A 7457-nucleotide genomic window follows, 5' to 3' on the forward strand; every position below is an offset into this window, starting at 1 on the left:
CATCCCCAGTGCGATGAGGGCATCGCGGAAATTGAGACCGACCGCCCGCAGCGCCACCCGGACCTCGCCGGGGCCGAGCGGCCGCGACGCCTCCTGCGTCTCGATCAGCGTCAGATTGTCGCCGGTCAGCGCGCCCTTGCCGTGGTGGGTCAGCGCCCACGCCGCCGCCCGCGTCGCCACGCTCGCGTTCCCGACGTCGCCCGCCGCCCGGTGCAAGCGCGGAACGTGCGCGACACCACGGCGGACGGCGAACTGGGGTTCGGTGCTCGTGGTCATCGCGAGCGCGACGCTCTCTCGATATTCGGCCCAGTCGTCGACGTCGACGACGAGGATCCGATCCGGATGCTCGCTCTGGACGGTGCGCAGCAATCCCCACGCCGCTCCCGCGGACAGATCCACCGATTCACCCGGATGCACCGCCACGGCCCGGCGGGTCACCACGACGACGAGGTCTTCCCCATCCAGCAGCCGCCGCACCCGCGTGGTCACGGCGGTCACCACATCGTGTGCCGATTCCGGCAGAGCGCGGTCCGGGGCTTCGTCGAGTCGGATCACCGTCGCCACCCGACCCGCGACGCGCACGGTCTCGCCGTCCTCGGCTGCGCTCCAGACTCCGGCGTCCGCGGTCTCGTCCTCCGGCACGGATGAAGCGACCCACTCCACCCGGTAGCCGAGTCCCTCGCTGGGCGTCCGGGTTCGGCCGAGTGCCTCGACCGGGATCGGGCGCATGGTCAACGCGCCCACCTCGGCCACCGGCATATCCGCGGTATCGGTGAGGCGCACCGCGATCCGCGATCCCGCGGCCGTGGAGCCGGACACGGACGCGTGGACCCGCAGCGTGGTCGCTCCCGTCGCGTACAGCCTGACGTTCTCCCAGGAGAACGGCACCGCGACCGTCCCGTCCGGGACATCGGACAGCAGTCCGCCCAGCAGGACCGCATGCAGCGCCGCGTCCAGCAGCGCCGGATGCACCCCGAATTCGGCGGCACCGGCGCGGCCGGGCTCCGGCAGCGTCACTTCGGCGAAGACTTCGCCGTCACCGCACCACAGGGCGGTCAGTCCGCGGAACACCGGACCGTATTCGTAGCCGCGCTCGGCCAGCTCCGCGTAGACAGCGGGAATGTCGGCCGCGGCCACACCGTCCGGTGGACGGACGGCCACGGCGGAGGCCTCGGCCGTATCCGCTTCGGCGGTGATCGTGGCGGCGGCGTGCCGCACCCAGCGTGGCGCGTCCGCGCTCCGATCGTGCCCGACGCGGCTTGCGGCCTCCTCCGGCCGTGAGTACACCGACACCCTGCGCGCGCCCGACTCGTCCGGGACGCCGGCCACCACTCGCAGCGAGACGGTGCCCGACGACGGCACCACCAGAGGCGCCTCGAGCACCAGTTCCGAGACCCGCGTGCACTCGACCACCGCGCCGACGTGCAGGACCAGCTCCACGAACGCCGTTCCCGGCAGCAACGCCACCCCCGCCACAGCGTGATCGGACAGCCACGGATACGCCGAACGCGACAGCCTGCCGGTGAACACCACTTCGTCGGTGTCCGGCAACCGCACCATCGCCGCCAGCAACGGATGCGCCGCCTCGTCCAGGCCCGACTGCCGGATATCCGGCGCGCCGCCCGGCACCAGCCAGTGCCGCTTGTGCTCGAACGCGTACCCCGGCAGGTCCACCCGGCTGGCGACGGGGGCCAATGCCCGCGCCGCCAGCTCGATACCGGCGCAGTGGGCGCGCGCCAACGCGAGCGAAAGTTGTTCCCGGCCGCCCTGTTCGCGTTTCAGGGTGCCGAGGACGGCCACGGAACCGGATGCGCCGAGGGCGTCCGCCGTCAGCTCGATCCCGACCGTCAGCACCGGGTGCGGACTGACCTCGATGAAGGCGTTCACACCGGCTCGCTGTAGCGTTTCGACCGACTCGGCGAAACGGACGGGCTCGCGCAGCCCGCGATACCAATAGGCGGCGTCCAGCGTCGCGGTGTCGACATAATCCGCGATCACGGTGGAGAAGAACGGCACCGAACCGGATACCGGCGCGACCGGAGCCAGCTCCGCCAGAATCCGCTCGCGAATGGACTCCACCGCGGCCGAATGCGACGCGTAGTCCACCGGAATCCGTTTCGCCCACACGCCGTCGGCCGCGCAGGCCGCAAGGAATTCGTCCACGGCGGTGGTCTCCCCCGACACCACGGTCTGCCCCGGCCCGTTCACCGCGGCCACGGACAACCGATCCCCGAACCCGGTCAGGCGGTCCACGACCGCGTCCGCCGCCAGTCCGACCGACGCCATGCCACCGGCTCCGGCCAATTCCTCGGCCACGATCCGGGACCGGACGGCGACGACGCGCGCGCCGTCGGCGAGCGAAAGCCCGCCCGCGACCACGGCCGCCGCGATCTCGCCCTGTGAGTGCCCCACCACCGCGGCGGGTTCCACCCCGCTGGCCCGCCACACTCGCGCCAGCGACACCAGCACCGCGAAAAGCGCGGGCTGCACCACGTCCACCCGGTCCAACGAGGCCGCGCCCGGCTCTCCCCGCAGGACGGACGTCAACGACCAGTCCACGAACGGCGCCAGCGCCGCCTCGCATTCCGCGATCGACTCCGCGAATACCTGGTCGGTGGCCAGGAGTTCGCGGCCCATCGCGGGCCATTGACTGCCCTGACCCGGGAACACGAACGCCACCCGCCGCGCCGCGGCCCGGCCCGTGACGACGGAATCGTTGTCGGCGACGGTGGATTCGGCCAGATTCGCGAGCCCGGACCGCAGATCATCGAGTTCGCGCCCGACCACCGCGGCGCGATGTTCCAGCTGCGCGCGGTGCCGCAGCAGGGTGTGCGCCACATCCGCCGCGTTCACCTCGTCCTGCGCGGTCAGCCGTTCCGACAGCCGAACGGCTTGCGCCCGTAGGGCTTCCGGGGTGCGCGCGGACACCGTCCAGGTCAGGACAGCGCGATCACCGTCATCGGCGGCGCCGGAGTTCTCGGCCGAGATCGCTCTCGGCGCCTCTTCCAGGATCAGGTGCGCGTTCGTCCCGCTCATCCCGAACGACGACACCCCGGCGCGACGCACCCGGCCTCCGGCCGGCCAGGGCTCCGGCTCGCTCAGCAGCCGCACGGTCCCCGCCGACCAGTCCACGTGCGGGCTGGGCGCATCGAGATGCACTGTCTTCGGCAGGGTTTCGTGCCGCAACGCCTGCACCATCTTGATCACGCCACCGACACCCGCGGCCGCGACGGCGTGACCGATATTCGATTTCACCGATCCGATGCGCAGCGGTTCCGCTCGCTCGGCGCCGTAGGCCGCGATGAGCGCCTGCGCTTCGATCGGGTCGCCCAGTGCGGTGCCGGTTCCGTGTGCCTCCACCGCGTCCACGTCCGCGGGCGTCAACCCCGCGTCGGCCAGCGCCGCCGCGATCACCCGCTCCTGCGACGGACCGTTCGGCGCCGTCAGGCCATTGCTCGCGCCGTCCTGATTGATCGCGCTGCCGCGCACGACCGCCAAGACCCGGTGTCCGAGGCGACGGGCGTCGGCGAGGCGTTCGACGACCAGCACGCCGACGCCCTCGGACCAGGTCACGCCGTCGGCCGCGGCGGAGAACGGCTTGCAGCGCGCGTCCGCGGCCAGCCCCCGCTGCCGCGCGAAGTCGACGAACAGCGCCGGGCTCGCCGAGATGCTCACCCCACCGGCCAGCGCCAGGGAGGTCTCGCCCTGGCGCAGCGCCTGGCACGCCAGATGCAGCGAGACCAGCGACGACGAACACGCGGTGTCGACCGTGACCGCGGGTCCTTCCAGGCCGAAGACGTAGGCCACGCGGCCGGAGATCACGCTGTGCGACGTCCCGGTCAGCCGGAAACCTTCGTGCTCCCCGGTCACGCCCTCCGCGTAACCCGACGCGCAGGCGCCGACGTACACGCCGGTGTCGGTGCCGCGGAGCGCGGCGGGGTCCAGGCCGGCGTCCTCCAACGCCTCCCAGGCGACCTCCAGCATCAGCCGCTGCTGCGGATCCATCGCCGCCGCCTCGCGCGGTCCGATACCGAAGAAACCGGCATCGAAATCTGTTGCTTCGGAGAGGAATCCGCCTTCGCGGATATAGACCGTGCCCGGCCGATCAGGATCGGGATGCAGCAACCGCTCCAAGTCCCAACCACGGTCTTCGGGAAACGGCGTGATCGCGTCGATACCGGAAGCGACCAGACGCCACAGATCCTCGGCGGATCCGACACCGCCGGGGAAGCGGCAGCCGATCCCGACGATCGCGATCGGCTCGTCGGATCGGGTGCGGCGCACGGTGCGCGGCGCGGCGAGGTCCACCCCTTCCAGCCGAGCGCGCACCAGCCGTGCCACCGCGGTGGGTGTCGGGTGGTCGAACATCAGCGTCGCGGGCAGCGCCAGCCCGGTGGCGGCGGCCAGCCGGTCGCGCAACTGGATCCCGCTCAGCGAGTCGAATCCGAAGGCCGTGAACGGCAGCTCGGCGGGAACGGCCTCGGGCGAGGAGTACCCGAGTACCGCGGCGGCCTGTTCGGCGACGACTTTCAGCACGAGCGCGTCCCGCTCCGACTCGGGAACGGCGAACAGCCGCGGCGCCAGCGGCCCCTCCACCGCGGCGCGCCTGCGGCGGGTCGGCGCGGACGCGGGCACCGCCGCCGGGGACTCCTCCGTCACCCGGTCGGCCATGCGCAGCCGCAGCGACCTGATCACGAGAACCGGGTCGCCGTCCTCGGAGATCGCCGTCACGCGCGCGGTGTCCGCACCGATCTGCTCGATCCGCACCCGGGCGGCGGCGATCCCGGCGCGATACAGCCGAGCGCCGTCGAACGACACCGGCAAGAGCGTCCGGTCTGGTGAGCCGTCGGCGAGCAGGTCCGTCGCGGCGTGCGCCATGGCATCGAGCAGCGCGGGATGGATGCCGAACCGGCCCTGATCACCGACCGACTCGTCGAGTGACACCTCGGCGAACGCGTCGCGACCGCGTAGCCAGGATGCCGTGACTCCCTGGAACGCCACGCCGTAGCCGAGCCCTCGGCCCGCCAGCCGGTCGTACAGTTCTTCGGCGGCCACGGGCTCAGCCCCGGCGGGCGGCCACTCGACGCCCGGCCGGACGGGGATCTCGTCGCGTTCTCCGGCCAGCACTCCCTGCGCGCACCGAGACCATTCCCCGGCCCCGTCGTCGGCACCGAGGCCAGGGCGGGCGTGAACGGTGAACGTCCGCCGCCCGCTCTCGTCGGACTCCGCAACGCGCACCTGGATCGCCCACGGCACGTTCGCGGGCAGCGGCGCGTCGATCCGCAGTTCCTCGACCGCGGCGGCGCCCACCCGAGCGCCCACACTCCATGCGACATCCAGCCAGACCGCCGCGGGCACCGCGGGAGCGCCGAAGACGAGGTGATCCGCCAGCCAGCGGTGGATCTCGGGGGTCAACAGCCCGGTGAACAGCCATTCGTCGCGGTCCGCCACCGGCACCGCGGCGCCCAGTATCGGATGGTCCGGCGCGATCAGCCCGGCGCGGCGCATATCCGCGAGGCCCGTCCCCGCCTCCGGCGTCCAGCACCGGCGGCGCTGAAACGCGTAGACCGGCAGGTCGACTCGCGCGGCGGGCGCGGCCAGCTCCGCCGCCACCGCGTCGATACCGGCGCAGTAGGCCCGGGCCGACGCCGCGGCGAACTCCTCGGGCCCGCCGTGACCGCGCCGCAGTGTGCCGAACACCGCCACCCGGTCGGCCGCGCCCAGCGCCCCGGCCACCAGTTCGATCGCCGAGGCGACCACCGGATGCGGACTCGTCTCCACGAACGCCGTCATCTCCGCGCGCAGCAGCCCCTCGATCGCCTCGGCGAAGCGCACCTGCTCGCGCAATCCGCGATACCAGTACGCCGCGTCGAGCCCGGCCGTGTCCACGAACTCGGCCGTCACCGTCGAGAAGAACGGGATCGCAGCGGTTTTCGGCTGGATCGGCGCCAGGTCGGCCAGCACCCGATCGCGAATCCGTTCCACCGCAGCCGAATGCGACGCGTAGTCCACCGGAATCTGTTTCGCCCAGATACCCTCGGCCGCGCACTCGGCGAGGAATCGCTCGATCGCATCGGCATCCCCGGACACCACGGTCTGGCCGGGCGCGTTCACCGCCGCCACCGACAACCGGCCGCCGAAGGCCGCCAACCGGTCCGCGACCGCGTCGCCCGGCAAGCCCACCGACGCCATCCCGCCCGAGCCCGCCAGCAGTTCCGCGACCGCGCGCGACCGCAGGGCCACCACGCGCGCCCCGTCCGCGAGCGACAACGCACCGGCCACCACCGCGGCCGCGATCTCGCCTTGCGAATGGCCCACCACGGCGGACGGTCGCACACCGGCGGCCTGCCACCGCCTTGCCAGCGATACCAGCATCGCGAACAGGACCGGCTGCACCACGTCCACGCGATCCAGCGAGGCGGCTCCCGGCGTCCCGCGCAGCACCTCGGTCAACGACCAGTCCACGAACGGCGCCAGCGCTACTTCGCATTCCGCGATCGACGCCGCGAAGACCCCGTCCGACACCAGCAGTTCCGCGCCCATTCCCACCCACTGGCTGCCCTGGCCGGGGAACACGAAAACCACCTCGCGCGCCGCGGCCCGGCCGGACACCACCGTGGGCTCGCCGACGGCCGGCTCGGACGCCGGTCCGGCCAGGGCGGCGAGCCCGGCACGCATCCGCTCGGCGCCGGACCCCACCACCGCCGCCCGCCACTCCAACGGCGTCCGGGTGTGGGCCAGCGAGTACGCCACCTCGGCGGTGCCGGCCCGCGGGTGCTCCGCCAGCCACTCCCGCAAGCGAACCGCCTGCTCGCGCAGAGCTTCCCGGCTCCGCGCCGACAGGACCCACACCGCGGTCCTCGGCTCGCCGCTGGTCCCGGTCACCTCGACGGCTGCCGTCCGGGGCGCCTCCTCGAGGATCACGTGCGCGTTCGTGCCTCCCATGCCGAACGACGACACACCGGCCCGGCGCCGCGCGTCGCCCGTCCACGGCTGCGTGCTGGTCTGCACCCGCAGCCCCAGCTCGTCCAGCGGGATCCGGGGATTGAGGTTGCGGAAATTCAGGCTGGGCGCCAGCTGCGCGTGCCGCAGGCACAGTGCGGTCTTGATCAGTCCCGCGATTCCCGCGGCGCCTTCCAGATGCCCGATATTGGTCTTGACCGAACCCACGGCCAGCGGCTGACCCGCCGGACGGCCCGTGCCGTAGATTTCGCCCAGCGCCGTTGCCTCCACCGGGTCGCCCGCGGGCGTACCCGTGCCGTGCAACTCCACGTACTGCACCGACGAGCCGTCGACCCGTGCCGCGGTCAGGGCGGCCCGGATGACGGCGGCCTGGGCAGCGGCGCTGGGGGCGCTGAGCACCTGCCGTTCGTTGCCGTTGTTGACGGCACTGCCCCGGATCACGGCGTAGATCCGGTGTCCCGCGGCGATGGCGCGTTCCACCGGCTCGAGCACGA

General features: G+C 72.8%; 1 protein-coding gene. It reads right to left on the reverse strand.

Annotated elements, in window-relative coordinates:
* Positions 1-7443 (reverse strand): type I polyketide synthase (locus tag ON21_RS31070; protein WP_169332753.1); only part of this gene is annotated, 7443 nt, incomplete at its 3' end.
* Positions 7444-7457 lie beyond the last annotated feature (14 nt).

This window comes from Nocardia araoensis NBRC 100135 (assembly GCF_000308435.1).
In the GTDB taxonomy this organism is placed as follows: Bacteria; Actinomycetota; Actinomycetes; order Mycobacteriales; family Mycobacteriaceae; genus Nocardia; species Nocardia araoensis.